This window comes from Micromonospora coxensis (assembly GCF_900090295.1).
Taxonomy (GTDB): domain Bacteria; phylum Actinomycetota; class Actinomycetes; order Mycobacteriales; family Micromonosporaceae; genus Micromonospora; species Micromonospora coxensis.
This window is the reverse complement of the sequence record NZ_LT607753.1, coordinates 1,497,946-1,523,107: the sequence shown is the minus strand read 5'-3', so window position 1 is coordinate 1,523,107 and position 25,162 is coordinate 1,497,946. Positions and strand designations below refer to the sequence as shown.

Annotated in this window: 25 protein-coding genes; 17 read left to right on the top strand and 8 right to left on the bottom strand. The window is 72.5% G+C overall.

Annotated features, from left to right (window positions below; all coding sequences use genetic code 11):
- Positions 1-53 precede the first annotated feature (53 nt).
- From gap to GA0070614_RS06685, 5 genes are all read left to right on the top strand, one after another.
- Positions 54-1,058 carry a type I glyceraldehyde-3-phosphate dehydrogenase gene (gene gap / locus GA0070614_RS06705; RefSeq protein WP_088975131.1) on the top strand — a complete coding sequence of 335 codons (1,005 nt, stop codon included), beginning with the start codon at positions 54-56 and terminating at the stop codon, positions 1,056-1,058.
- A 52-nt stretch (positions 1,059-1,110) separates the two neighbouring features.
- Positions 1,111-2,310, top strand: coding sequence for a phosphoglycerate kinase (locus GA0070614_RS06700; RefSeq protein WP_088975130.1), 1,200 nt, complete (start codon positions 1,111-1,113; stop codon positions 2,308-2,310).
- Entirely contained in the window at positions 2,310-3,101 is a 792-nt protein-coding gene (gene tpiA, locus GA0070614_RS06695; RefSeq protein ID WP_088975129.1) for a triose-phosphate isomerase, read from the top strand. The genes GA0070614_RS06700 and tpiA overlap by 1 nt, the downstream gene beginning before the upstream one ends.
- A gap of 95 nt (positions 3,102-3,196) precedes the next feature.
- Complete coding sequence (gene secG, locus GA0070614_RS06690) at positions 3,197-3,457, top strand: preprotein translocase subunit SecG (protein ID WP_088975128.1); 261 nt, start codon at positions 3,197-3,199, stop codon at positions 3,455-3,457.
- Between the two features lie 133 nt (positions 3,458-3,590).
- Positions 3,591-3,935, top strand: a complete 345-nt coding sequence (locus GA0070614_RS06685) for an RNA polymerase-binding protein RbpA (protein WP_088979280.1) — start codon at positions 3,591-3,593, stop codon at positions 3,933-3,935.
- 52 nt (positions 3,936-3,987) lie between these two features.
- Here GA0070614_RS06685 and pgl read toward each other — a convergent pair whose 3' ends face one another.
- The 6 genes from pgl to tkt all read right to left on the bottom strand — a co-directional run bounded on the left by pgl (position 3,988) and on the right by tkt (position 12,556).
- Positions 3,988-4,758: a 6-phosphogluconolactonase gene (gene pgl, locus GA0070614_RS06680; RefSeq protein WP_088975127.1), complete on the bottom strand. Its 771-nt coding sequence runs from the start codon at positions 4,756-4,758 to the stop codon at positions 3,988-3,990.
- A gap of 144 nt (positions 4,759-4,902) precedes the next feature.
- Positions 4,903-5,919, bottom strand: coding sequence for a glucose-6-phosphate dehydrogenase assembly protein OpcA (locus GA0070614_RS06675; RefSeq protein WP_088975126.1), 1,017 nt, complete (start codon positions 5,917-5,919; stop codon positions 4,903-4,905).
- A 58-nt stretch (positions 5,920-5,977) separates the two neighbouring features.
- Complete coding sequence (gene zwf, locus GA0070614_RS06670; RefSeq protein ID WP_088975125.1) at positions 5,978-7,528, bottom strand: glucose-6-phosphate dehydrogenase; 1,551 nt, start codon at positions 7,526-7,528, stop codon at positions 5,978-5,980.
- A 2-nt stretch (positions 7,529-7,530) separates the two neighbouring features.
- The gene (locus GA0070614_RS06665; RefSeq protein WP_088975124.1) at positions 7,531-9,144 is read right to left on the bottom strand and encodes a glucose-6-phosphate isomerase; all 1,614 of its coding nucleotides are present in this window, start codon (positions 9,142-9,144) and stop codon (positions 7,531-7,533) included.
- A 75-nt stretch (positions 9,145-9,219) separates the two neighbouring features.
- Positions 9,220-10,401, bottom strand: coding sequence for a transaldolase (gene tal / locus GA0070614_RS06660; RefSeq protein WP_088979279.1), 1,182 nt, complete (start codon positions 10,399-10,401; stop codon positions 9,220-9,222).
- A 16-nt stretch (positions 10,402-10,417) separates the two neighbouring features.
- Complete coding sequence (gene tkt, locus GA0070614_RS06655) at positions 10,418-12,556, bottom strand: transketolase (RefSeq protein ID WP_088975123.1); 2,139 nt, start codon at positions 12,554-12,556, stop codon at positions 10,418-10,420.
- Positions 12,557-12,818: 262 nt separating this feature from the next.
- On the opposite strand from tkt, the gene GA0070614_RS06650 reads away from it, so the two are divergent.
- The 3 genes from GA0070614_RS06650 (at position 12,819) to GA0070614_RS06640 (ending at position 15,332) form a co-directional block, all read left to right on the top strand.
- The gene (locus GA0070614_RS06650) at positions 12,819-13,778 is read left to right on the top strand and encodes a heme o synthase (RefSeq protein ID WP_088975122.1); all 960 of its coding nucleotides are present in this window, start codon (positions 12,819-12,821) and stop codon (positions 13,776-13,778) included.
- Positions 13,779-14,067: 289 nt separating this feature from the next.
- The gene (locus GA0070614_RS06645; protein ID WP_088975121.1) at positions 14,068-14,400 is read left to right on the top strand and encodes a hypothetical protein; all 333 of its coding nucleotides are present in this window, start codon (positions 14,068-14,070) and stop codon (positions 14,398-14,400) included.
- 8 nt (positions 14,401-14,408) lie between these two features.
- Complete coding sequence (locus GA0070614_RS06640) at positions 14,409-15,332, top strand: ATP-grasp domain-containing protein (RefSeq protein ID WP_088979278.1); 924 nt, start codon at positions 14,409-14,411, stop codon at positions 15,330-15,332.
- A 127-nt stretch (positions 15,333-15,459) separates the two neighbouring features.
- Here the strand turns inward: GA0070614_RS06640 and GA0070614_RS06635 are convergent, their stop codons facing one another.
- Positions 15,460-16,398, bottom strand: coding sequence for a COX15/CtaA family protein (locus tag GA0070614_RS06635; protein WP_088975120.1), 939 nt, complete (start codon positions 16,396-16,398; stop codon positions 15,460-15,462).
- Positions 16,399-16,514: 116 nt separating this feature from the next.
- Between GA0070614_RS06635 and GA0070614_RS06630 the strand changes: the two genes are divergently transcribed.
- The 8 genes from GA0070614_RS06630 (at position 16,515) to GA0070614_RS06595 (ending at position 23,347) form a co-directional block, all read left to right on the top strand.
- Complete coding sequence (locus tag GA0070614_RS06630) at positions 16,515-17,312, top strand: helix-turn-helix transcriptional regulator (RefSeq protein ID WP_408630737.1); 798 nt, start codon at positions 16,515-16,517, stop codon at positions 17,310-17,312.
- A complete protein-coding gene (gene sufB / locus GA0070614_RS06625; protein ID WP_088975119.1) occupies positions 17,309-18,739 on the top strand; it encodes a Fe-S cluster assembly protein SufB in 1,431 nt (476 codons plus the stop codon). Before GA0070614_RS06630 ends, sufB begins: the two co-directional genes overlap by 4 nt.
- Positions 18,740-18,836: 97 nt before the next feature.
- Positions 18,837-19,982, top strand: coding sequence for a Fe-S cluster assembly protein SufD (gene sufD, locus GA0070614_RS06620; RefSeq protein WP_088975118.1), 1,146 nt, complete (start codon positions 18,837-18,839; stop codon positions 19,980-19,982).
- Positions 19,982-20,308 carry a non-heme iron oxygenase ferredoxin subunit gene (locus GA0070614_RS06615; protein WP_088975117.1) on the top strand — a complete coding sequence of 109 codons (327 nt, stop codon included), beginning with the start codon at positions 19,982-19,984 and terminating at the stop codon, positions 20,306-20,308. The genes sufD and GA0070614_RS06615 overlap by 1 nt, the downstream gene beginning before the upstream one ends.
- Positions 20,308-21,081, top strand: a complete 774-nt coding sequence (sufC, locus tag GA0070614_RS06610) for a Fe-S cluster assembly ATPase SufC (RefSeq protein ID WP_088975116.1) — start codon at positions 20,308-20,310, stop codon at positions 21,079-21,081. Before GA0070614_RS06615 ends, sufC begins: the two co-directional genes overlap by 1 nt.
- 20 nt (positions 21,082-21,101) lie before the next feature.
- A complete protein-coding gene (locus GA0070614_RS06605; RefSeq protein WP_088975115.1) occupies positions 21,102-22,406 on the top strand; it encodes a cysteine desulfurase in 1,305 nt (434 codons plus the stop codon).
- Positions 22,407-22,451: 45 nt separating this feature from the next.
- Entirely contained in the window at positions 22,452-22,925 is a 474-nt protein-coding gene (sufU, locus tag GA0070614_RS06600) for a Fe-S cluster assembly sulfur transfer protein SufU (protein ID WP_088975114.1), read from the top strand.
- Positions 22,922-23,347, top strand: a complete 426-nt coding sequence (locus GA0070614_RS06595; RefSeq protein ID WP_088975113.1) for a metal-sulfur cluster assembly factor — start codon at positions 22,922-22,924, stop codon at positions 23,345-23,347. The genes sufU and GA0070614_RS06595 overlap by 4 nt, the downstream gene beginning before the upstream one ends.
- Before the next feature lie 52 nt (positions 23,348-23,399).
- Here GA0070614_RS06595 and GA0070614_RS06590 read toward each other — a convergent pair whose 3' ends face one another.
- Positions 23,400-24,146 carry a VOC family protein gene (locus tag GA0070614_RS06590; RefSeq protein ID WP_088975112.1) on the bottom strand — a complete coding sequence of 249 codons (747 nt, stop codon included), beginning with the start codon at positions 24,144-24,146 and terminating at the stop codon, positions 23,400-23,402.
- Positions 24,147-24,498: 352 nt separating this feature from the next.
- Between GA0070614_RS06590 and GA0070614_RS06585 the strand changes: the two genes are divergently transcribed.
- On the top strand, positions 24,499-25,125 hold the full coding sequence (locus GA0070614_RS06585) for a LysE/ArgO family amino acid transporter (protein WP_088979276.1): 627 nt from the start codon (positions 24,499-24,501) through the stop codon (positions 25,123-25,125).
- The last annotated feature ends 37 nt before the right edge of the window (positions 25,126-25,162 follow it).

Here is a 25,162-nt window from a genome sequence, read left to right as displayed (position 1 = left end):
TCCGCCGGCCCGGGTCTGACGCCGGCGGACCAGAACGCGAGGAGATGGGACCTGTGACCATCCGGGTTGGCATCAACGGCTTCGGCCGGATCGGCCGTAACTTCTTCCGGGCAGTGCTGGCGTCCGGCGCTGACATCGAGGTCGTCGCGGTCAACGACCTGACCGACAACGCGACGCTCGCCCACCTGCTCAAGTACGACAGCATCCTGGGTCGCCTGCCGCACGAGGTCAAGGCCACCGCCGACGAGATCACCGTGGGCGGCAAGACCATCAAGGCGTACGCGGAGAAGGACCCGTCGAAGCTGCCGTGGGGCGAGGTCGGCGCGGACGTCGTCATCGAGTCCACCGGCTTCTTCACCGACGCCACCAAGGCGAAGGCGCACGTCGACGGCGGGGCCAAGAAGGTCATCATCTCCGCCCCGGCGAAGAACGAGGACGTCACGGTGGTGATGGGCGTCAACCACGAGCAGTACGACGCCGCCAAGCACACCATCATCTCGAACGCCTCCTGCACCACCAACTGCCTCGCCCCGATGGCGAAGGTCCTGCACGACACGTTCGGCATCCAGCACGGCCTGATGACGACGATCCACGCGTACACCCAGGACCAGAACCTGCAGGACGCGCCGCACAAGGACCTGCGTCGCGCCCGGGCCGCCGCGCTGAACATCGTCCCGACCTCGACCGGCGCCGCGAAGGCGATCGGCCTGGTGCTGCCGGAGCTCAAGGGCAAGCTGGACGGCTACGCGCTGCGCGTGCCGATCCCGACCGGCTCGGCCACCGACCTCACGGTGAACCTCAACCGGGAGACCACCGTGGACGAGGTCAACGCCGCGATGAAGGCCGCCGCCGAGGGCCCGCTCAAGGGCTTCCTGAGCTACAACGACGACCCGATCGTCTCGGCCGACATCGTCACCGACCCGGCGTCCTGCATCTTCGACGCGCCGCTGACCAAGGTCGTCGGCAACCAGGTCAAGGTCGTCGGCTGGTACGACAACGAGTGGGGCTACTCCAACCGCCTGGTCGACCTCGTCAAGCTGGTGGGCAGCTCCCTGTGAGTGCGAGGAGTGAGCTGGCGAGCCCCGCAGTCCCGAACGGAGGCCTAGCTCGGTGAGCATCCGCAACCTCGACGACCTGCTCGCCGAGGGGGTGTCGGGTCGGCGCGTGCTCGTGCGCGCCGACCTGAACGTCCCACTCGACAAGCAGACCGGTGAGATCACCGACGACGGCCGGATCCGGGCCGTCCTGCCGACCCTGGGCGCGCTGGTCCAGGCCGGCGCCAAGGTGGTCGTCTGCTCGCACCTGGGCCGCCCGAAGGGCGAGCCGGCCCCGCAGTTCAGCCTCCGCCCGGTCGCCGGGCGGCTCGGTGAGCTGCTCGGCGCGCCGGTGCACTTCGCCACCGACACCGTCGGCGACTCGGCGCGCTCCACGGTGGAGGGCCTGGCCGACGGCCAGGTCGCCCTGCTGGAGAACCTCCGCTTCAACAAGGGGGAGACCAGTAAGGACGAGGCCGAGCGGGGCGCCTTCGCCGACCAGCTCGCCGCCTTCGGCGAGGCGTACGTCGACGACGCGTTCGGCGCGGTGCACCGCAAGCACGCCAGCGTCTACGACGTGCCGGCGCGGCTGCCGCACGCGGCCGGCCGCCTGGTGCTGCGCGAGGTGGAGGTGCTCTCCAAGCTGACCGGCGAGCCGGAGCGCCCGTACGTGGTGGTGCTCGGCGGGTCGAAGGTCTCCGACAAGCTGGCGGTGATCGAGGCCCTGCTGCCGAAGGTCGACCGGCTGCTCATCGGCGGCGGGATGTGCTTCACCTTCCTCAAGGCCCAGGGCCACGAGGTGGGCACCTCGCTGCTGGAGGAGGAGATGGTCGAGACCTGCGGCAACCTCCTGGAGCGCTCCGCGGGCAAGATCATGCTCCCGGTCGACGTGGTGGCCGCGGACGCCTTCGCCCCGGACGCCGCGCACGACACGGTGCGCGCCGACGGCATCCCGAGCCACCGGCTCGGCCTGGACATCGGCCCGGAGACGGTGGCCGGCTTCGCCGCCGCGCTCTCGCAGGCGAAGACCATCTTCTGGAACGGCCCGATGGGCGTGTTCGAGATGGCCGCGTTCGCCAACGGCACCCGCGGGGTCGCCGAGGCGATCACCAAGGCCGACGCGTTCAGCGTGGTCGGCGGCGGTGACTCCGCCGCGGCGGTCCGTGCGCTGGGGTTGGACGAGTCCTCCTTCGGGCACATCTCGACCGGCGGCGGCGCGTCCCTGGAGTACCTGGAGGGCAAGACCCTCCCCGGCATCGCGGCCCTGGAGAACTGATGGCGAGCGTCACCCGCCGGCCGCTGATGGCCGGCAACTGGAAGATGAACCTCAACCACCTCGAGGCCAACCTGCTGGTGCAGAAGCTGGCCGCGAGCCTCACCGAGAAGCAGCTCACCGACGTCGAGACGGTGGTCCTGCCGCCCTTCACCGACCTGCGCACCGTGCAGACCGCGGTGGACGGCGACAAGCTGCTCATCGGCTACGGCGCGCAGGACCTGTCGCCGTACCAGTCGGGCGCGTACACCGGGGACATCTCCGGGGCGATGCTGGCCAAGCTGGGCTGCACGTACGTGGTGGTCGGGCACTCGGAGCGGCGCGCGTACCACTACGAGGACGACGCGGTCGTCAACGCCAAGGTGGCCGCCGCGCTGGCCAACGGGCTCACCCCGATCCTCTGCATCGGCGAGGGCCTGGAGATCCGGGAGCAGCTGCGGCACGTGCCGCACTGCTGCGACCAGCTCGACGGCGCCCTCAAGGGGCTCACCGCCGAGCAGGTCACCCAGGTCGTCGTGGCGTACGAGCCGGTCTGGGCGATCGGCACCGGCAAGACCGCCACGCCGGAGGACGCCCAGGAGGTCTGCGGCGAGGTCCGCAAGCGGCTGGTCGAGACCTACGACCAGGGCACCGCGGACCAGGTCCGGATCCTCTACGGCGGCTCGGTCAAGTCCTCGAACGTCGCGGCGATCATGGCCCAGCCGGACGTCGACGGGGCCCTGGTCGGCGGCGCCAGCCTGGATGCCGAGGAGTTCGCGAAGATCTGCCGGTTCCCGGAGCACACGGCCCGCTGATCGCTCGCTATCCTTGACTCCGCCCGTCCACCGGTCGGTGCCGCCGTGCCCGATCTGTCCGGGCGAGGATCGTAACGAGAGGACTGACCCCAGCCATGCCGATCTGGTTCGCATACACGTTGATCGTGTTGCTGGTCATCACGAGCGTTCTGCTCACCATGCTGATCCTGCTGCACCGCGGTAAGGGCGGCGGGCTGTCGAGCATGTTCGGCGGTGGGGTCAGCTCCAGCCTGGCCGGCTCGTCGGTGGCCGAGAAGAACCTGGACCGCTACACCGTCCTGGTGAGCATCATCTGGTTCGCCTGCATCGTCGGGCTGGGCCTCTGGCTCCGGCTCCAGCTCAGCAGCGGGGCCTGATCCCGTCGGAGTCTCGGCGTACAATCTGCGCGCGGTCCGTTACGGACCGCGCGCAGATTCTTTTGTGCACCGCGTCGCCGCCGCCCTCCCCCTCCGGGCGGTGGTCCCCTCCGACGGACAGGAGCGAGCAGCCGTGCCGAGTGTCAACATCATCCGGGGCGCACGGGTCGGTTCGACCCCGGAGCGCCCCGCCGAGCGTTACCAGTTGGCGCCCCGCCGGGCGGTGACCTACTGGTGCCGCAACGGGCACGCCACCCAGATCCGGATGGCGTCCGACGCCGACGTCCCCGCCCTCTGGGACTGCCCCCGCTGCGGCCTGCCCGCCGGCCGGGACGCCGACAACCCGCCCGGCCGGGCCCGCCCCGAGCCCTACAAGACCCACCTGGCGTACGTGAAGGAGCGGCGCAGCGACGCCGAGGGGGAGGCCATCCTCGCCGAGGCCCTCGCGGCGCTGCGCCGGCGTCGCGGCCGCGACTGACGCGCCGGAGCCCCGGTCCTCCCGCAGGGGGCCGGGGCTCCTCGCTGTCGTCTCAGCGCAGGCTGCGTGAGCGCGGCGGCACGTCGGCCGCCGCCGCCCGGTCCAGCAGCCAGAGGGTCCGCGCGACCCCCCGCACGCCCGCCGCCGGCAGCTGCACCGGCCCCGCCCCGGCCAGCGCCATGCCCACCGCCCGGGCCTTGTCCGCGCCGCTGGCCACCAGCCAGACCTCCTCGGCGGTGTTGATCGTCGGCAGGGTCAGCGTGGTGCGAAGCGGCGGCGGCTTCGGGCTGCCCCGCACGGCGCTGACCGGCCGGTTGTCGTGGTGCACCGGGTGCTCCGGGAAGACCGACGCCACGTGCCCGTCCTCGCCGACGCCGAGCATCAGCACGTCGAAGTGGGGCAGCGCGGCGTGCCCGGGGCGCGCCGCCCGGGCCAGCTCCTCGGCGTACGCGGCGGCCCCCGCCTCCGGGTCCGCCCCGGCCGGGCCGTCCGAGGCCGGCATCGGGTGCACCCGGGCCGGGTCCAGCGGCACGGCGTCCAGCAGCGCGGCCCGCGCCTGCGTCTCGTTGCGCTCCGGGTCCCCGGCGGGCAGGAAACGCTCGTCGCCCCACCAGACGTCCACCCGGGACCAGTCGACCGCGTCGTGGGCCGGCAGCGCGGCCACCGCCCGGTAGACCGCCGCGGCGATCCGCCCGCCGGTCAGCACCACCGACGCCTGACCCCGTTCGGCCTGCGCGTCGAGCAGCTTCACCACCAGCCGGGCCGCCACCGCCTGCGCCAGCAGATCGGCATCGGCGTGGACGGCGACACTCGCCTCACTCATGTGTTGTGCCTTCGTCTCGCGACCGCGTCCACGCGGTCCCTGTCTCGTCGTGCCCGGGGCCGGTCGGCCCGTGGGTCGCGGGCCCTCGCCCGCGCCCGTCGGCGCGGACGGCAGCCGGACGGCTCCCACCCGCGCCCACGGCGGTCAACTGCCGGCGCTGGTGCCCGCGTGGGCGGTCACCCCGGCCTCGGCGCGCCGCGCGGTCGCCGGGTCCTTCCAGACGTGCACCCGCTGGGCGGGGCGCTGGTCGAGGCCGGACAGCCCGGCCGCGGCGCCCAGCGCCTCGGCGTACACCTGGTCGGCGTCGAGCCGGCGCAGCTCCTCGGCCAGCTCGTCGCCGAGCGGACGGCGCACCAGCGGCAGCGTGCGGTCCTCCTGACCGGTACGCCGGAAGACCGCCAGGCTGTCGGTGCGGGTCAGGGTCAGCTCGTCGCCGTTGGCGCAGCGCAGTTGCACCTCGCGCATCCGGGGGTGCTCGTCGGTGTGCTGCCACTGCGGGTCGATGCCGAGCCGGGCGGCCAGCCAGCCGCGCATCAGCGCCGCCGTCGGGTCGGTGCGCGGCGCGACCACCGTCGCGTCGGTGACCCGCGCCTCGGTGGTGTCGAACGCCCCGGCGACCAGGGTGCGCCACGGGGTGATCCGGGTCCAGGCCAGGTCGGTGTCGCCCGGGGCGTAGTCCCGGGCCCGCTGCCGCAGCGCCTCGATCGGGTCGGCGGCCTGCGCGGAGTCGGTGATCCGCCGGTCGGCCACCACCCCGAGGAAGTCGGTGGCGATCTCCTGCGGCGGCTCGCCGTGCCACCAGGTGACCACGGGGACGTCCGGCACCAGCAGCGGCATCACCACCGACTCGGCGTGCAGGGCCAGCCGCCCGTACATCCGGGTCACCACCGCTTCGCACGGGCCGAGCCGGCCGCCGACGACGATCTCCGCGTCCAGCCGGTTGCGCTCCCGCTCGACGTCCGCGCGGACGACGACCAGCAGCCGGCACGGGTGGGCCGCCGCGGCGATGGTCGCGGCGGCCTCCGCCTCGCGGACCCGCTTCTCGTCCACCACCACGATCAGGGTGAGGGCCATGCCGCTGGCCACCCCACCCGCGCTGCGCCGTTCCGCGGCGAGCGCCTTGACCACCTCGTTGCCGGTCGTGTCCCACAGGCCGATCACTGGCACCTCCCGGTCCGCTCGCTTCGACTCTCCACGCCCGCCGTCCGGCGGTGGGCGCTCACGCCCGCCGCCAGGCGCGGCCCTCGCGGGCCAGCATCTCGTCGGCCGCCCGCGGCCCCCACTCGCCGGCCCGGTACGGCTCCGGCTTCGTGCCCGCCCAGGCGTGCTCCAGCGGGTCCACCACCGCCCAGCTCTGCTCGACCTCGGCGGCGTCCGGGAAGAGGGTCCGGTCGCCGATCAGCACGTCCAGCACCAGCCGCTCGTACGCCTCGGGGCTGCTCTCGGTGAACGCCTCGCCGTACTGGAAGTCCATCGCGATGTCGCGGACCTCCATCGTGGTGCCCGGCACCTTGGAGCCGAACTTCAGCACCACGCCCTCGTCCGGCTGCACCCGGATGACCAGCTGGTTGGGGCCCAGCGACTCCATGTCGGCCGGGTTGAAGGGCAGGTGGGGCGCCTTCTTGAACATGACGGCCACCTCGGTCACCCGGCGCGGCAGCCGCTTGCCGGCGCGGATGTAGAACGGCACCCCCGCCCAGCGGCGGTTCTGGATGCCCAGCTCGACGGCGACGTACGTCTCGGTGGTGGAGTCCGCCGGCACCCCCTCCTCGTCCAGGTAGCCGACGGCCCGCTCACCACCGACCCAGCCGGGCAGGTACTGCCCGCGCACGGTGCCCCGGGAGATGTCCTTCGGCAGGGTGATGGCCTTGAGCACCTTCAGCTTCTCGGCCCGGATCTCGTCGGCGTCGAAGCTGGTCGGCTCCTCCATCGCCACCAGGGCGAGCAGCTGGAGCAGGTGGTTCTGGAGCACGTCACGGGCGGTGCCGACCGAGTCGTAGAACCCGGCCCGGGTGCCGATGCCGACGTCCTCGGCCATGGTGATCTGCACCGAGTCGACGTACTTGGAGTTCCACAGCGGCTCGAAGAGGTTGTTGGCGAACCGCAGGGCGAGGATGTTCTGGACCGTCTCCTTGCCGAGGTAGTGGTCGATGCGGAAGACGTCCTGGCGGGTGAAGACGTCGTCGACCAGGTCGTTGAGCTCCTTGGCCGAGGGCAGGTCGTGCCCGAACGGCTTCTCCACCACCACCCGGCGCCAGCCGCCGCACTTCTCGTTGTCCGCCATGCCGGTGCGGGCGAGCTGCTTGAGCACCACCGGGAAGGCCGCCGGGGGGATGGAGAAGTAGAAGGCGGCGTTGCCGTGGATGCCGTGGCTGCCGCGCAGGTCGTCCAAGGTCCGGGCGAGCTGGTCGAAGGCCGCGTCGTCGTCGAACGAGCCGCCGACGAACTTGATGTTGCCGGCCAGCCGCGACCACACCTCCTCCCGCCACGGCGTGCGGGCGTGCTTCTTCGCCGCCTCGTGGGCCAGCGACTCGAAGTCGCCGTCACCCCAGTCCCGCCGGGCGAAGCCCAGGACCACGAACCCGGGGGGCAGCAGTCCCCGGTTGGCCAGGTCGTAGACCGCCGGCAGCAACTTCTTGCGCGCCAGGTCGCCGGTCACCCCGAAGATCACCAGAGCGCACGGCTCCGGGATCCGGGGCAGTCGTCGGTCCTGCGCGTCGCGCAGCGGATTCACGCCGCCTCCTTGCTCGGTCTGGTCCATGTCGTCCATCGTCACGCCCGCCATCGTCCGATCGCATCCCGCAGCTGGGCCAGCCCGGCCGCCCTGTCGGTCAGGTGCAGCCGCAGCACCGGCCGGCCCCGGTCGGCCTGCGCCTGCCGGTCCCCGGCGGCCTGCGCCGCCTGGAGCTGTCCGAAGGAGTACGGCCGACCGGGCACCGGCAGATCACCGTCCACCGCTCCGGTGAGCTGAAGATAGCTGCCGGCGGGCCGGCCGGCTCGGTGGTGCTCTCCGGCGGCGCCCCAGCCGAAGGTGACCGGGCGGCGCAGCGCCTCGGCCAGCAGCGGTCGCAGTCGCGCCGTGTCGGCGTCGGCGACCCGGTCCAGGTACGCCGTCACCGCGAGGTGACCCGCGTCGTCCACCCCGTCGAGCAGGTGCCGCAGCGCGCCGTCGAGGTCGGCGGGGGAGCCCGGCGGGGCGTACACCTCGATGGCGCCCTCGGTGTGCGACGGCGCCTGTGCCGGCGGGCCGGACTCCAGGAACCGCCGGGTGTGCGCCGTGCTCGCGGCGTCGTCCGGCCGGTCGAGCGGGTCGACGCCGAGCACCGTCGCGGCGACCGCGGTGGCGTACTCCCAGGCGAGGAAGTGCGCGCCCAGCGGGCCGTTCACCGCCACGTGCGGCGCGCACCCGCCGCCGGGCACGTCACCGGCGGCCAGGGCGCCGCCGTAGCTGACGGTCAGCACGTCCGGCCCGGTGACACCGGGCGCCGTGGGCGTCTCCACGACCACCGGCAGGACGGCCCCGCCGGTCGAGACGGCCAGCAACCGGGCGACCCAGTCGCCCAGGCCGTCGAGGCCGGTGCCGTCGCCGACCAGGGCGACGGCGCCCCGGCCGCCGGTGGCCGCCGCGCCGAGCGCCGCGCCCAGCGCCAGGGCCGGATCGTCCGCGTCGCGGCCCAGCGACGCCGAGAACGCCTCGGCGTCGTCGAGCAGGGCGGTCACCTCGGCCCCGGCCAGCGCGGCCGGGACCAGGCCGAAGGCGGTCAGCGCCGGGACCCGGCCGGCCACCTGCGGGTCGGCGGGCAGCACCACCACGCCCATCTCGTCGGCGACCGCCTCCAGCGGCGAGCCGGGGGCGGTCACCACCACGAAGTGCCGGGCCGCCTCGGCCTCGCCCATCCCGGCGTCCAGGAACGCCTGCCAGTACGCCCGCCGGTGGCTGTCGGTCTCCACGGTGGCGTCGGAGGTGCCGGCGAGCACCACCACGGTGCGCTCCAGCCGGTCGGCCAGCACCGCCCGGACCCGTCCCGGGTCGGTGCTGTCGAGCACGGTCAACGGCCGGCCCAGGGTGCGGGCGATGGTCTCGGCGGCCGCCGTCACGCCGTCCGCGCCGGCGAGCACCACGTGGTCCAGGTCCTCCAGTTCCGCCGCCAGCTCGGCGAGCTGGGGGAGCAGCTCCCGGCTGCGCCGGTGGGCGTCCCGTCGGCCCGGGCGTGCCGCCGGCTCGGCGTCCGGCCCCCACCGCGAGGGAGCTTCGGCGGCCAGCCGCGCCGGCAGGCCCCGGCCGACCAGTTCCTCCCGCAGGCGGGTGGCGCCGTCGACCGCGTCCGCGCCGTGCACGGCCAGCCCGCCGGCCACGACGGCCGGGTCGGCCGTCAGGTCACTCATCTGGCCACCGGGCCGGGCGGACGACGGCGAGGCGCGCCGCGGGGCGGAACCCCGCGGCGCGTCCGACGCCCAACGTCACGCGTTGCCCCCGGCCTGCTCGGCGGCCTGCGCGTTGCCCTTGGCGGCCCGGTTCGGCCGCCCGGCGCCCTTCGCCGCCTCGGCCAGCGACTTCGTCACCCCGTCGAGCAGTTCCAGCCAGCTGGCCTCGAACTTCTCCACACCCTCGCGCTCCAGGGTGGCGATCACGTCGGACATGTCCACCCCGACCGACTCCAGGTCGGTGAAGACGGTGCGCGCCGCGTCGTACGAGCCGGTGATGGTGTCGCCCCGGGTCTCGCCGTGGTCGGCGTACGCGTGCACGACCGGCTCCGGCATGGTGTTGACCGTGCCGGGGGCGATCAGCTCCTCGACGTAGATCACGTCCCGGTAGTCCGGGTTCTTCGTCGAGGTCGACGCCCACAGCGGCCGTTGCGGGTGGGCCCCCGCGTCGGCCAGGGCCTGCCAGCGGTCGGAGGAGAAGACCTGGCCGTAGCGCTCGTAGGCGAGCTGGGCGTTGGCGATGGCGGCCTTGCCGCGCAGCGCCTTGGCCTCGTCCGAGCCGATCTTCTCCAGCCGCTTGTCGACCTCGCTGTCGACCCGGGAGACGAAGAAGGACGCCACCGAGCCGATCTTCGACAGGTCGTGGCCGTTCGCCTTCGCCTGCTCCAGGCCGGCGAGGAACGCCTCCATCACCTGCGAGTAGCGGTCCAGGCCGAAGATCAGCGTCACGTTCACGCTGATCCCCTCGGCCAGGGTCGCGGTGATCGCCGGCAGGCCGGCCTCGGTCGCCGGGATCTTGATGAACAGGTTCGGCCGGTCGACCAGCCACCACAGCGCCTTGGCCTCGGCGACGGTCCGCTCCGTCTCGTGTGCCAGCCGGGGGTCCACCTCGATGGAGACCCGGCCGTCGACGCCGTGGCTGGCGTCGTACGACGGGCGCATCACGTCGCACGCCCAGCGCACGTCGTACGTGGTGAGCATGCGGACGGCCTCTTCGACCTCCACACCACGGGTGGCCAGGTCCCGCAGCTGCCAGTTGTACTCGTCGGCGTCGCTCAGCGCCTTGGCGAAGATGGTCGGGTTCGTGGTCACCCCGGCCACGTGCTTCTCGCGGCGCAGCTGGTCCAGCCCGCCGGAGCTCAGTCGTACCCGGGAGAGATCATCGAGCCAGACCGCCACGCCCGCGGCGGTGAGTTCGCCCAGCCTGTCCGTCGTCATGCCGTCCACGCTCCCCTCAGTTGCCGGTCGTGAAACCGGTGATGTCGCCCACCCGGGCCAGCGACGCGTGAGCCGCCGCCACGATCCGGTCCGGGGTGAACCCGAACTGCTCGAAGAGCACGGTGTGCGGCGCGCTCGCCCCGTAGTGCTCCAGGCTCACGCTCTCGCCGAGGTCGCCGACGACACCGCGCCACGACATCGAGATGCCCGCCTCCACGCTCACCCGAGCCTTTACCCCGCGCGGCAGCACCGACTCCCGGTACGCCTCGTCCTGCGCGTAGAACCACTCCTGGCAGGGCATCGAGACCACCCGGGTGGGGGTGCCGTCGGCCTCCAGCCGCTCCCGGGCGGTGAGGCAGAGCTGCACCTCGGAGCCGGTGCCGATGATGATCACCTGCGGCTTGCCGTTGGACGCCTCGGCCAGCACGTAGCCGCCCTTGGCGACCCCCTCGGCGCCGCCGAGCTGCGTACGGTCCAACGTCGGCAGCGCCTGCCGGCTCAGCGCCAGGGCGGTCGGCCGGTCGGTGTGCTCCAGCGCCTGCCGCCAGGCCCAGGCGGTCTCGTTGGCGTCGGCGGGGCGGACCACGTCCAGGCCGGGGATGGCGCGCAGCGCGGTCAGGTGCTCCACCGGCTGGTGGGTCGGGCCGTCCTCGCCGAGGCCGATCGAGTCGTGCGTCCAGACGTAGACCACCGGCAGCTTCATCAGCGCGGCGAGCCGCACCGAGGGGCGCATGTAGTCGCTGAACACCAGGAAGGTGCCGCCGTACGGGCGGGTGCCGCCGTGCAGGGCGATGCCGTTGAGGATCGCGCCCATGGCGTGCTCGCGGATGCCGAAGTGCAGGGTGCGGCCGTACTCGTGGCCGGGGAAGTCCTTGGTGGCGTGGGCGGCCGGGATGAACGACGGCTCACCCTTCATGGTGGTGTTGTTGCTCTCCGCCAGGTCGGCCGAGCCGCCCCACAGCTCCGGCAGCACCGGGGCGAGCGCCTCCAGCACCTTGCCGGAGGCGGCCCGGGTGGCCACGCCCTTGGCGTCGGCCGGGAAGGTCGGCAGGGCCTCGGTCCAGCCGTCGGGCAGCACCCGGCCGGCCATCCGGTCGTAGAGCGCCTTGCGCTCGGCGTTGGCGCCGGCCCAGGCGTCGAAGGCCTGCTGCCACTCCCGCTGGGCGGCGTCGCCCCGGCCCATCACCTGGCGGGCGTGCCCGAGGACCTCCTCGTCGACCTGGAAGCTCTGCTGCGGGTCGAAGCCGAGGATCTGCTTGGTGGCGGCCACCTCGTCGGCGCCGAGCGCCGAACCGTGGATCTTGCCGGTGTTCTTCTTGTTCGGCGCGGGCCAGCCGATGATGGTGCGCAGCGCGACGAAGGAGGGACGGTCGGTCTCCGCCTTGGCGGCCAGCAGCGCCTGGTACAGCGCCTCGACGTCCTCGTGGTAGTCGCCCTGGTCGGCGTCGCCGACGCGCCAGTCGACGGTCTGCACGTGCCAGCCGTACGCCTCGTAGCGGGCCGCGACGTCCTCGCTCTTGGCGATGCGGGTGTCGTCCTCGATCGAGATCTCGTTGTCGTCGTAGATCACGCAGAGGTTGCCCAGCTGCTGGTGGCCGGCGAGGGCGCTGGCCTCGTGGCTGATGCCCTCCTCGATGTCGCCGTCGGAGGCGATGCACCAGATGTCGTGGTCGAAGACCGACGCGCCGGGCTCGGTCTCCGGGTCGAAGAGGCCGCGCTCGCGGCGGGCCGCCATCGCCATGCCCACCGCGTTGCCCATGCCCTGGCCCAGCGGGCCGGTGGTGGTCTCGACGCCGGGGGTGTGCCCGTGCTCGGGGTGGCCCGGGGTCAGCGAGCCCCACTGCCGCAGCGACTTGAGGTCGTCCAGGCTCAGCGGGTAGCCGGAGAGGAAGAGCTGGATGTAGAGCGTCAGGCTGGAGTGCCCGGCGGAGAGGACGAACCGGTCCCGGCCGGGCCAGTTCGGGTCGGCCGGGTTGTGCCGCATCACCCGGTTGAAGAGCAGGTACGCCGCGGGCGCGAGGCTCATCGCGGTGCCCGGGTGACCGTTGCCGGATTTCTCCACGGCGTCCATGGCCAGCACGCGGACGGTGTCGACGGCCCTGCGGTCGAGGTCGGACCAGTTCAGTGCGGGGTGCTCGGGACGGTTGGCAGCCACGATGGTTGTGCTCCTCGGCAGATGGGCGGAACCCTCACCAGTGACCCTATCGAGCGGCCCTAAACGTCCGCCCGGGGATCACTGCACGCCCACGGGTACGTGTCGGGCGTCGGGACCGTTCAGTCGGAGGTGTGACGGCTGGCACCGTTGTCGGGTCGCCCGGGCAGCCAAAACGACGACGCGTAGTCTGTGGGGCGGTGTGTGGGCCCAGTCGGGTCCGGCCGACCCGATCCCCCCTGCCGAAGCCGGAAGGTGGCAATCCGTGAGCATGATCACCGAGCGCCCCGTCAGCAACTCTGCCGGGCAGCCGCCGGTGCGCACGGTGGCCGAGGAGTCGGCGACACCGCGCCGCGACGTCCGGGCGGTCGTCGCCGCGTACGTGGCCCTGACCAAGCCGCGGATCGTCGAGCTGCTGCTGGTGACGACGGTGCCGGCGATGATGCTCGCCGACGGCGGCATGCCGTCGCTCTGGCTGGTGGCGGTGGTGCTGGTCGGCGGCTCGCTCGCCGCCGGCGCGGCGAGCGTGCTCAACTGCTACATCGACCGGGACATCGACCAGTTGATGCGGCGCACCAAGCGCCGTCCGCTGCCGGCGCACACCGTGTCGCCGCGCAACGCGCTGATCTTCGGCCTGGTGCTGGCGATGGTGTCGACGGCGCTGATGCTGGCGTTCACCAACCTGCTGGCGGCCGCGCTGACCGTGGCCGCGATCGCCTACTACGACCTCGTCTACACGCTCTGGCTCAAGCGCACCACGACGGCGAACACGTTCTGGGGCGGGGCCTGCGGGGCGGCGCCGGTGCTGATCGGCTGGGCGGCGGTCACCGGCTCGCTCGCGCCGCAGGCGTGGGCGCTCTTCGCGGTGGTCTTCTTCTGGCAGATGCCGCACTTCTACCCGCTGGCCATGAAGTACAAGGACGACTACGCCCGGGCCGGCATCCCGATGCTGCCGGTGGTGGCCTCGGCCCGCCGGGTCAACGCCGAGATCCTGATCTTCGCCTGGCTCACCGTGCTGACCTCGCTGGCGCTCTGGCCGATGGGGATGAGCCCGATCTACGGGGTGCCGACGCTCGTCGTGGGCGGCATCTTCCTGGTCGAGTCGCACAAGCTGTGCCGCCGGGTGCGGCGGGGCGAGGCGGTCAAGCCGATGCGGCTGTTCCACTGGTCGACCACCTACCTGACGATCCTCTTCGCCGCCGTCGCGCTCGACGCGCTGATCTGACGACCGCACGCCATCGGCGGCGTACGGGTGTCACATCCCGGCCGCCCGGCGTGCCGTGCGTCACGCCGGCGACCTCGCTCGACGTCAATTTCGGAATCTTTTTCCGGGCTGAGTCAGGCCGACTCAAGTTGGACGCAATGGGGCGATCCGGGCCGCCTGGTTTGTCCTACTCTTTCCGACATGTACGGGCGAATTACCTGTGGTCTTCCTTAAACCCGTAGGTAATTGGCATCACAAAAGGTTCATCGTTCTCGCACCAACGGGTGGATGTCTGCTTAGGCTTCGCGTCATGGCAGATGGTTCCGATACGACGCTGACGGCTGAGCAGACCGCGGAGCAGGCCCCCAACGGCCTGGTCTCCGGCATCAAGTCGTTCGCCGCCGGGCACGGCGGCGCGAAGGCGGTCATCGAGTACGTCGGCAAGCGTGGCGCGCGGATCGTCCTCGTCGGCGAGGACGGCGCGTGGGCCGACCAGTTCGCGGACGACACCGTCGTCGCACGCCAGGCGTGCGCGAAGGCGGGAGTCACCGTCGAGAACGCCTGGGAGCGCGAGCTCATGGACCAGATGCGCCCGAGCAACGACCTCTGGCGGTCGATGGCCCGGCGCACGATGGCCCGTTGACGGACAACTTGACCCACCACCACCAGTCGACCCGGGGGGAACCCCGGGTCGCTCTCGTCACCTGCGACCGGCTCGCCGACCTCGACCCCGACGACCGGCTCGTGCTCGCCCCGCTGGCCGCCCACGGCGTCACCGCCGAGGCCGCCGTCTGGGACGACCCGGACGTCGACTGGGCCACCTACGACCTGGCCGTGCTCCGCTCGCCCTGGGACTACGCGCTGCGCCGCGACGAGTTCGTGGCCTGGGCCGAGAGCGTGCCCCAGCTGGCCAACCCGGCCGACGTGGTGCGCTGGAACACCGACAAGCGCTACCTCGGCGAGCTGGCCGCCGCCGGGGTGCCGACCGTGCCGACCGGCTGGGTCGAGCCCGGGCAGGAGTGGACGCCGCCCGCCGACTCCGGCGAGTACGTGATCAAGCCCGCGGTCAGCGCCGGCAGTCAGGACACCGGCCGCTACGACCTGGCCGACCCGGAGCACCGGGAGCTGGCCGTGGCCCACGTGCGGCGGCTCTCCGCCGCCGGCCGGGTCACCATGGTCCAGCCGTACCTGAGCGCGGTGGACACGGCGGGGGAGACGGCGCTGCTCTTCCTGGCCGGCCCGCACGGGCCGGCGTACAGCCACGCGATCCGCAAGGGTCCGATGCTGGACGGCCCGGACCTCGGCGTGGAGGGGCTCTACAAGCCCGAGGAGATCACCGCCCGGACCGCGACGCCGGAGCAGCTGGCCGTCGCCGAGCGGGTCCTGGCGGCGGTCCCCGGCGGGGCGCAGCGGCTGCTCTACGCCCGGGTGGACCTCATCCCCGGCGCGGACGGCTCACCCGTCCTGGTGGAGCTGGAGCTGACCGAGCCGTCCCTGTTCCTCGGGTACGCCGACGGCGCCCCCGAGCGCCTCGCCGACGCGATCCGGACCCACCTGCCCCACCGGGCACCCTGACCCCACCACCGCACCCGACGGCGGACGCGCCCGCCCTGTCGTGGCGACCGACGCCGTTCGCGGCGTGTCGCGGTATCCCGGACTCCGGACACCGCGACACACCGCAAACGGCGCGCGCAGCCGGCCGTCAGGCGGCGGCGGTGACGCGGTCGGGGGTGGGGGTGGGGATGGAGGTGATCGGGCGGCGCTCGCGGGTCGACCAGAGCACCGACAGGGTGGCCAGCAGCACCAGGCAGGAGCCGAGCATGTGCGCGCCGACCAGCAGCGCGGGCAGGTCGGTGAAGTACTGCACGAAGCCGATCACGCCCTGACCCAGCTCCACCGCCACCAGCACGCCGGCCGCCCGGGCGGCGTCGGTCGCGCCGACCGCCCGGAACGCGAAGATCAGCGCCACCGAGAGCCCGATCAGCAGGAACACCCCGTCGGCGTGCACCTGGGAGATCTGCTCCGGGTCCAGGCCGTTGCGGGCCGCGCCGCCGTCGCCGGCGTGCGGGCCGCTGCCGGTCACCCACGTCCCGACCACCAGCACGGAGGCGCTGACCACGGTGGTGACCAGCGCGAGGGTACGCAGCGGGCCGGGCACCACGGCCACCGTCGGGCCGTCCGGCTCCTTGATCCGCCGCCACAGCGCGTACGCGGCCGCGATCACCACCATCGAGGCGAGGAAGTGCAGCCCGACCACCCACGGGTTCAGGTTGGTCAGCACGGTGATCCCGCCGATGACCGCCTGCGCCGGGATGCCGAACAGCACCGCCACGGCGAGTGGCAGCAGGCCCCGCCGGCGCGGGCGGTGCAGCAGCACGGCCACCACCACGGCGAGGGCGATGATCCCGACGGCGAAGGTGAGCAGCCGGTTGCCGAACTCGATCATCCCGTGCACGCCCATCTCGGGCGTGGTGGTGTACGAGGCGTCGGTGCACCGGGGCCAGGTCGGGCAACCCAGGCCGGAGGCGGTGAGCCGGACGGCCCCACCGGTCACGACGATGGCCACGTTCGCCACGATCGAGGCGTACGCGAGGCGGCGCAGCAGGGTGGTGGAGACCGGGAACCGGTCGGATGCTGTCACGCAGCGAATCCTACGGCGTGTAGTGGAGCCCGATCGGGCGACTCCGCCGGCCCGGTGTCCGGGATCACCGGCACCCGGGTTTGCGGGCCTTCGGCGAATTACGTAACGTTGGCGTTGTGAAAAACGCGGCGGCGCTCTCCGAGCACCTGTCGGCGACCGCTCCGGTCGCCGGCGGCTCCCGGTCGCGCCGCGTCGGACGCGCCGAGCCGGAGGTGTCGCCGGCCGCGTCCGCCGACCTCTCCACCCGGGACCGCGTCACCCAGCTGCTGCTGGAGCGGGGGGCGACCACCGCCGCGCAGCTCGGCTCGGCACTCGGGCTCAGCCCCGCCGCGATCCGTCGGCACCTGGACGCGATGCTCGCCGACGGCGACGTCGTCGCCCGGGAGCAGGCGGTGCGGGGCAGCCGGGGCCGGGGCCGTCCGGCCAAGGTGTTCCTGCTGACCGACGCCGCCCGGGTCCGCTGCGGCACGCACCACTACGACAACATGGCCACCGCCGCGCTGCGCTGGATCGCCCGCAACGGCGGTTCCGACGCGGTGGAGGCGTTCGCGGCCGAGCAGGTGGCCGCGTTGGAGGCCCGCTGCCGAGCCGCGATGGAGGACGCCGGCGACGAGCCGCTCGCGCGGGCGGAGGCACTCGCGGGGGCGCTCACCGCCGAGGGCTACGCTGCCAACGCGTCCACGATCGCCTCCGGCGGCCAGCTCTGTCAGCACCACTGCCCGGTGGCGCACGTGGCCGCCGAGTTCCCCCAGCTGTGCGAGGCCGAGACCGCGGTCATCTCCCGCCTGGTCGGCACTCACGTGCAGCGCCTGGCCACCATCGCGCACGGCGACGGGGTGTGCACCACGCACATCCCGGCCCAGCCGCGTGCCCAGTCCGGTATCACCGTCACCACTGTGAGGACAGATAGATGACCGAGCAGATCGTCCAGCCCCTGACCCAGGAAGAGCAGCTCGCCGCCCTCGGTCGCTACGAGTACGGCTGGGCCGACCCCGACGTCGCCGGGGCCGCCGCCCAGCGTGGCCTCAGCGAGGCGGTGGTGCGGGACATCTCGGCGAAGAAGAACGAGCCGGCCTGGATGCTCGACCTGCGCCTGAAGGGCCTGCGGCTGTTCGACCGCAAGCCGATGCCGGCCTGGGGCGCCGACCTCACCGGGATCGACTTCGACAACATCAAGTACTTCGTGCGGTCCACCGAGAAGCAGGCCACCAGCTGGGAGGACCTGCCGGAGGACATCAAGAACACCTACGACCGGCTGGGCATCCCCGAGGCGGAGAAGCAGCGCCTGGTCGCCGGTGTCGCGGCGCAGTACGAGTCCGAGGTGGTCTACCACAAGATCCGTGAGGACCTCGAGGAGCAGGGCGTCGTCTTCCTGGACACCGACACCGCGCTCAAGGAGCACGAGGAGCTGTTCCGGGAGTACTTCGGCACGGTCATCCCGGTCGGCGACAACAAGTTCGCGGCGCTGAACACGTCCGTGTGGTCCGGTGGCTCGTTCATCTACGTGCCGAAGGGCGTGCACGTGGAGATCCCGCTGCAGGCCTACTTCCGGATCAACACGGAGAACATGGGCCAGTTCGAGCGGACGCTGATCATCGTCGACGAGGGCGCGTACGTGCACTACGTCGAGGGCTGCACCGCGCCGCTGTACTCCTCCGACTCGCTGCACAGCGCGGTGGTGGAGATCGTCGTCAAGAAGAACGCCCGCTGCCGTTACACGACCATCCAGAACTGGTCGAACAACGTCTACAACCTGGTCACCAAGCGCGCCGTCTGCCACGAGGGCGCGACCATGGAGTGGGTCGACGGCAACATCGGCTCCAAGGTCACCATGAAGTACCCGGCGGTCTACATGACCGGCGAGCACGCCAAGGGCGAGGTGCTCTCGGTGGCCATGGCCGGCGAGGGTCAGCACCAGGACGCCGGCGCGAAGATGGTCCACGCGGCCCCGCACACCTCCTCGACCATCGTGTCGAAGTCGATCGCCCGGGGCGGCGGCCGTACCTCGTACCGGGGTCTGGTGCAGGTGCTGGAGGGCTCGCACCACAGCCGCAGCACGGTCAAGTGCGACGCGCTGCTGGTGGACACCATCTCCCGCTCGGACACCTACCCGTACGTCGACATCCGCGAGGACGACGTGGCGATGGGGCACGAGGCGACCGTCTCCAAGATCAGCGACGACCAGCTCTTCTACCTGATGAGCCGTGGTCTGAGCGAGGACGAGGCGATGGCGATGATCGTGCGCGGCTTCATCGAGCCGATCGCCAAGGAGCTCCCGATGGAGTACGCCCTGGAGCTCAACCGCCTGATCGAGCTCCAGATGGAGGGCGCGGTCGGCTGACGCCACCGCCACCGCCCCCGCGTGGCGGGCCGGCAGCCCCGGCCCGCCGCACCCGGCCCCGACCTCGTCGTCACGGAACAGACAGACCAAGGAAGAGATGACTACCCAGGCTTCCGCGCCGCCCAGCACCAAGACGCAGGCGCTCCGCTCGTACGACGTCGCCGACTTCCCGGCCCTCACCGGCCTGGAGGAGGAGTGGCGCTTCACCCCGCTCAAGCGGCTGCGCGGGCTGGTCGGCGGCGACCCGCAGGCCGCCTCCGCCACGGTCCGCCACGAGTACGGTGACCTGCCCTCCGGCGTCACCGTCGAGCGGATCACCAGGGACGACCGGCGGGTGGGCAGCGTGCTCACCCCGGTCGACCGGGTCAGCGCGCTGGCGTACGGCGGGGCCGAGCAGGCGCTGCTGGTGTCGGTCGCGCCGGACGCCGTGGTCGACCGGCCGGTGACCCTGCGGGTGGTCGGCGACGGCGCGGAGGGCCTGGCCTTCGGGCACACCTTCGTCGAGGTGGGCCGCTTCGCCGAGGTGGTCCTGGTGCTGGAGCACCTCGGCTCGGCCACCCTGGCCGACAACGTCGAGGTCTCGGTGGCCGACGGCGCGAAGCTGACCCTGGTCACCGTGGCCGACTGGGCCGCCGACGCGGTGCAGGCCCAGCACCTGAAGATCAAGCTCGGGCGGGACGCGAAGGCGACGCACGTGCAGGTCAGCCTCGGCGGCGACCTGGTCCGGCAGTACACCTCGGTGGAGTACACCGGCCGGGGCGGCGAGGCCGAGCTGTACGGCGTCTACTTCGCCGACGGTGGCCAGCACCTGGAGCACCGGCAGCTGGTCGACCACAACACCCCGGACTGCCGCAGCTACGTCGGCTACCGGGGCGCGCTGCAGGGCGACGACGCCCGTACCGTCTGGGTCGGCGACGTGCTGATCCGGGCCGAGGCGACCGGCACCGACACGTACGAGATCAACCGGAACCTGCTGCTCTCCGACGGCGCCCGGGCCGACTCGGTGCCGAACCTGGAGATCGAGACCGGCGAGATCGCCGGCGCCGGGCACGCCAGCGCGACCGGCCGTTTCGACGACGAGCAGCTCTTCTACCTGATGGCCCGGGGCATCCCGGAGGGCGAGGCCCGCCGCCTGGTGGTGCGCGGCTTCTTCGCCGAGCTGATCAACAAGATCCCGGTCGAGGAGCTGCGCGAGCGGCTCGGCGACGCGATCGAGGCCCGGCTCACCAAGGCCGGCGCGTGATGATCAGGATCTGCTCGACCGAGGACGTGCCGAAGGGCACCGTGATCAGCGCCGACGTGGACGGCACGCAGATCGCCCTCGTGCACGGCGAGGACGGCCAGTTCTACGCCGTGTACGACGAGTGCTCGCACGCCGCGGTCGCCCTCTCCGAGGGGGAGGTCGAGGGGTGCACGCTGGAATGCTGGCTGCATGGTTCCCGTTTCGACCTGCGTACGGGTGAGCCCACCGGGCTGCCCGCCACCGAACCCGTTCCCGTCTACCCCGTCGAAGTCCGCGACGGCGACATCTACGTCAGCCTGACGCCGAGCAATGGAGTGACCCGATAATGAGCACCCTGGAGATCCGCGACCTGAAGGTGTCGGTCAAGCTGCCCGAGGGTGAGCTCAAGCCGATCCTGTCCGGCGTCGACCTGACCGTGAAGTCGGGCGAGACCCACGCGATCATGGGTCCGAACGGCTCCGGCAAGTCGACCCTGGCGTACTCGATCGCCGGCCACCCCAAGTACGAGATCACCGGCGGCTCGGTGACCCTCGACGGCGCCGACGTGCTGGCCATGTCCGTCGACGAGCGGGCCCGCGCCGGCCTCTTCCTGGCCATGCAGTACCCGGTCGAGGTCCCCGGCGTCTCGGTGGCGAACTTCCTGCGCACGGCCAAGACCGCCATCGACGGCGAGGCCCCGAAGCTGCGCACCTGGGGCGGCGAGCTGCGCGGCGCCATGGAGCGCCTCCAGATGGACCCGGCGTTCGCCCAGCGCAACGTCAACGAGGGCTTCTCCGGCGGTGAGAAGAAGCGGCACGAGATCGTGCAGCTGGAGCTGCTCAAGCCGAAGATCGCCATCCTCGACGAGACCGACTCCGGCCTCGACGTGGACGCGCTGCGCGTGGTCAGCGAGGGCGTCAACCGGGTCCGCGACACCGGCGACACCGGCGTGCTGCTGATCACCCACTACACCCGGATCCTGCGCTACATCAAGCCGGACTTCGTGCACGTCTTCGTCGCCGGCCGGATCGTCGAGCAGGGCGGCCCGGAGCTGGCCGACAAGCTCGAGGCCGAGGGCTACGAGCGGTACGTCGCCGGGGCCGGTTCGGCGCGGGCCTGACAACCGGAAGGGTCGCGGATATGACCACCATCGCCATCCCCGAGGGCATGCCGCAGTACGACGACGTGCCCCGCTTCGACGTGGCCACGGTGCGCGCCGACTTCCCGATCCTGGACCGGGAGGTCAACGGGCACCGGCTGGTCTATCTCGACAGCGCGAACACCTCGCACAAGCCGCGGCAGGTGCTCGACGTGCTCGCCGAGCACTACGCGATGCACAACGCCAACGTGTCGCGCTCGGTGCACACCCTGGGCACCGAGGCGACCGAGGCGTACGAGGGGGCCCGGGCGAAGGTCGCCGCGTTCATCAACGCCCCGAGCGTCGACGAGGTGGTGTTCACCAAGAACTCCACCGAGGCGATCAACATCGTGGCGTACGCGTTCTCCAACGCCTCGCTGCGGCCCGACGCCGACGAACGGTTCCGGCTGGGCCCGGGCGACGAGATCGTGATCTCCGAGATGGAGCACCACTCGAACATCGTCCCGTGGCAGCTGCTCGCCGAGCGGACCGGCGCGACCCTGCGCTGGTTCCCGGTCACCGACCAGGGACGCCTGGACGAGTCCGGGCTGGAGGATCTGGTCACCGAGCGGACGAAGATCGTCTCGCTGGTGCACACCTCCAACATCCTCGGCACGGTGAACGCCACCGCGCGGATCACCGAGCGGGTCCGCCAGGTGGGCGCGCTGCTGCTGCTCGACTGCTCGCAGTCGGTGCCGCACATGCCGATGGACGTGGTCGACTACGACGCCGACTTCATCGTCTTCACCGGGCACAAGATGTGCGGCCCGACCGGCATCGGCGTGCTGTGGGGCAGGGGCGAGCTGCTCGCCGCGATGCCCCCGGTGCTCGGCGGCGGCTCGATGATCGAGACGGTGTCGATGGCGCGCTCGACGTTCGCCGCGCCGCCGGCCCGGTTCGAGGCCGGCACCCCGCCGATCGCCGAGGCGGTCGCGCTCGGGGCGGCGGTGGACTACCTGAGCGGGATCGGGATGCGGGCCGTCCAGTGGCACGAGAAGGAGCTGACGGCGTACGCGCTGGACGCCCTCGCCACGGTGCCCGGGCTGCGGATCTTCGGCCCCACGGTGCCGGTGGGCCGGGGCGGGACGATCTCGTTCGCGCTCGGCGACGTGCACCCGCACGACGTGGGGCAGGTCCTCGACTCGCTCGGCGTGCAGGTCCGGGTGGGGCACCACTGCGCGAAGCCGGTGTGCACCCGCTTCGGCGTCCCGGCGATGACCCGGGCGTCGTTCTACCTGTACACCACCACGGAGGAGATCGACGCCCTGGTCGCCGGTCTCGAGCAGGTGCGGAAGGTGTTCCGATGAGCCGGGCGACGCAGGAGTCCGCCGAATCGACGGGAGTCCAGCCTGATGCAGCTTGAGTCTCTTTACCAGGAGATCATCCTGGACCACTACAAGCACCCGCACGGGCGTGGGCTGCGCGACGCCGAGGACCCGGGGGCCCGGGTGGCCGAGGTGCACCACGTCAACCCGACCTGCGGTGACGAGATCACCGTCCGGGTGGCCACCGACGGCGACGTGCTCGACGACATCTCGTACGACGGGATGGGCTGCTCGATCAGCCAGGCGTCGGCGAGCGTGCTGCACGAGCTGCTGCGCGGCCGGGGCGCGGGTGAGGCGTTCGCCGTGCACGAGGCGTTCGTCGAGTTGATGTCCGGGCGTGGCCAGGTCACGCCGGACGAGGACGTGCTCGGTGACGGGGTGGCGTTCGCGGGTGTCGCGCGCTACCCGGCCCGGGTCAAGTGCGCGCTGCTGCCGTGGATGGCGTTCAAGGACGCCGCGGCACGCGCCGGTGTGGGCGCGAGCCCGGAGGTGAAGGCATGAGTAGCGAGGACACCGCGACCGCGGCGACGCCGGAGACGGGCGGGACCCCGGCCGAGGGCGCCGTGGCGACCGAGGGCACGGCGTCGGCGTCCGGCGGCAAGGCCGCCGTCGCCGACATCGAGGAGGCGATGAAGGACGTCGTCGACCCCGAGCTGGGCATCAACGTGGTCGACCTCGGCCTGGTGTACGGGGTGCACGTCGGCGACGACAACGTCGCGACGCTGGACATGACGCTCACCTCGGCGGCCTGCCCGCTCACCGACGTGATCGAGGACCAGGCCCGGCAGGCGCTCACCACCGGCCCGGGCGGCGGCCTGGTCGACGACATCCGGATCAACTGGGTCTGGCTGCCGCCGTGGGGCCCCGACAAGATCACCGACGAGGGGCGCGACCAGCTCCGCTCGCTCGGCTTCAACGTCTGAGCGGCACGCCTCGAGCGCGGCACCCGGAACCCGGGTGCCGCGCTCGACGCGTTCACGCGTCCGTCGCGGGCAACCAGGGCGCGAGCACGGCCGGGTCGGCGACGTCGCGCATCACCTGTGCCCGCTCCGCGGCGGTCAGCGGGAGCGCCCGCAGTCGGGCGCCCCACTCGGGCACCCGCTCCGGCTCCGGCAGCGAGACGGACAGTTCGATCAACGCGGCCAGCGCCTGCGCCTGTTCGACGGCCGGCGCCGTCTCGCCGTGTCGGCGCAGTCCGGAGTTGAGCGCCCGGTACGCGGCCCGGTCGTCCTCCTTGAACTCGCGCAGGATCCGGGCGTTGTCGAGCACCCGGGCGAGCCCCTGCAACTGCTTCGACCCGCCGTACTCCAGCTCCATCGGCTCGTCCCGCTGGATGAAGACGATCGAGTTTCCCGACGGGTCGATCAGCGTGAACCGGGAGGCGCCGGGGCGGTAGCGGGTGATCCGGGGCTGTCCCTTGGCGAGCACCCGGCCGTACGCGCGGCGCATCGCCTCGCTGAACGTCGCGTGGTACGGGGCCACCGCGTCGACCATCACCAGGCAGCCGCCGGTGGTCTCGGCCGCCGGGTCCACGCCGCTCGGGGCGCCCTTGTAGCGCAGGTCGAGTCCGCTCCACCCGAACGCCAGGAACAGGTACGGCCTGCGCTGCTCGTAGGTCACCGCGAAGCCGAGGGCCCGCCAGAACGTCAGGGTCTCCTCGGCCGACACGCAGTGCAGCAGCGGCACGACGGTCTCGTTGGGCTGGACGCGATCGGTGGTCATCGGCACCTCACTCGGGGTAGCGGTCGACGGCCCGGCCATTGTGTCCGCGTTCCACGCCGGGCCGCCCTTGCCGAACGCGACAGACTTCCGGGGGCGGGCGTGGAGGGCGCGAGAGTTCTGCTCGCGAGCGGAACCTGATCTGCGCGCCGTCGTCGGGGCCCACCCCGCACGGGTCCCGCCGGTGCTCGGCCTGCCCTGTCGCCTGCGGAAATCGGAGGCGCGCCCGGCCGGACCCGGACCAGAATGACGCCATGATCGAGGCGTACCCGATGCCCGTCCCTGTCCGCGCGGCCACCGTCGCGCGCCGACAGCGGACCGGGCCGGTGTGCGCCCCGACGTCTCGCCCGCCGTCGTGACGGCGGCCTTCCTGGCCGGGTTGATCGCCGGGTACGGCGTCGCGATCCCGGTCGGGGCCATCGCCGTGCTGGTCATGGGGCTGGCCGCGCGGACCTCGTTCCGGGTGGGCGCCGCCGCCGCGCTCGGTGTCGGCACGGCCGACGGCCTGTACGCCGCAGCCGCCGCGTTCGGCGGGACGGCCCTCGCCGCCGTGATCGCCCCGGTCGCCGGCCCGCTGCGCGTGGTCGCCGCCCTGGTGCTGCTCGGCCTCGCGACCCGTACCGCCTGGCGCGCGCTGCGCCCGGCGGGCCCGGTCGCGGCCGACGTCCCGCGCCGGGGCCTGGACAGCCCGTCCCGGGCCTTCGCCGGGGTGCTCGCGTTGACCCTGCTGAACCCGGCCACCGTGGTCTACTTCGCGGCGCTCGTCATCGGCCGGCGGGACTCCGCCGATCCGGACCTGCCGGCCGCGTCCGCGTTCGTGCTCGGGGCGTTCCTCGCCTCGGTGAGCTGGCAGCTGCTGATCGCCGGGGGCGGCTCGCTGGTCGGCCGGGTGCTGGCGGGACCACGTGGCCGCCTGGTCACCGCCCTGGTGTCCAGCGCGATCATCGCCGCCCTCGCCGTCACCGTGCTGCTCGGCGGGTGACCGCCGCCCCGTCGGCGCGGACCGTGCCGTACGGTCG